The organism is Cupriavidus basilensis (assembly GCF_029335485.1).
Classification (GTDB): domain Bacteria; phylum Pseudomonadota; class Gammaproteobacteria; order Burkholderiales; family Burkholderiaceae; genus Cupriavidus; species Cupriavidus basilensis_E.
Map to the genome: position 1 here is coordinate 1 of NZ_JARJLM010000257.1, position 1,084 is coordinate 1,084.

Below are 1,084 nucleotides of genomic sequence, written 5' to 3' on the forward strand. Positions count from 1 at the left end.
CGCCGATGTCCTCGGCCAGGGTACGGATATAGGTCCCCTTGCTGCAAGTCACGCGCATGCGGAAGGTGGGCGCCTGCGGCAAGCCGCAATCCAGTAGCGTGATGTCGTGAATGGTGACGCGCCGTGCCGCACGCTCCACCGTCTGACCCGCGCGCGCGTACTCGTACAGTGGGCGGCCATCCTTCTTGAGCGCCGAATGCATCGGCGGCACCTGCTCGATTTCACCGGAAAAGCGCGCCATCGTGGCGCGCAAGGTGTCGATATCGCAAGTCACCGCGCGCTCCGCGATGGTTTCGCCTTCTGCATCGCCCGTGGCGGTCTTGATGCCCAGGCGGACGGCCGCCTCATAGGTCTTGTCGGCCTCGAGCAGATCCTGCGAGAACTTGGTGGCTTCGCCGAAGCAAAGCGGCAGCAGTCCGGTGGCGAGCGGATCGAGCGTGCCGGTATGCCCGGCCTTGAGCGCACGCAGCAGACGCTTGGCGCGCACCAGCGCGTCGTTCGACGACAGGCCGAGCGGCTTGTCGAGCAGCAGCACACCATGCACCTCGCGGCGCGGCTGCCGGGGCGGGCGATTGAGTTTGGGATCGGTCATGACGGGAGTGATGTAACGCCGGCTCGGGTTCGGAAAGCCCCGGCCAGGCGCGACAACGGCAACGACAAAGTCTCTGGGGAACAAGAAAACGGCCCGTGAAAACGGGCCGCCTTTTTAATCTTCTTTCGCGCGGGTCGAGTTAGCTTCTTTGATCAGCTTGGACATCTCGATCGCCTGCTCCACCGAGGTATCGTGGAAAAAGCGCAGCGTCGGCACGGTATGGATATGCAGCCGCTTATAGAGCAGCGAATGCAGATAGCCGGACTTTTCGTTCAGGATGCCTTCCACTTCCGCGGCGTCGGCCGCCAGTACCGTGAAGTACACCTTGGCGTGCGCGTAGTCGGGGGTCAGCGTGACCGACTGCAGCGTGACGAGCCCCAGGCGGGGATCGCGCAGCTCACGCTGGATCATCTCGGCCAGGTCGCGCTGGATCTGGTCGGAAATCCGGAGATTACGAGAGGAGATATTGCCTTTCTTGGCCATTCAATACGC

General features: G+C 63.2%; 2 protein-coding genes. Both read right to left on the minus strand.

Translation table 11 applies throughout. The features are described 5' to 3' along the window. Positions 1-592, minus strand: a 592-nt coding sequence (truB, locus tag P3W85_RS14890; protein ID WP_276265365.1) for a tRNA pseudouridine(55) synthase TruB, incomplete at its 3' end; no start/stop codon positions are given. A 114-nt stretch (positions 593-706) separates the two neighbouring features. Next, positions 707-1,075 carry a 30S ribosome-binding factor RbfA gene (gene rbfA, locus P3W85_RS14895; RefSeq protein ID WP_006162086.1) on the minus strand — a complete coding sequence of 123 codons (369 nt, stop codon included), beginning with the start codon at positions 1,073-1,075 and terminating at the stop codon, positions 707-709. Positions 1,076-1,084: the final 9 nt, after the last annotated feature.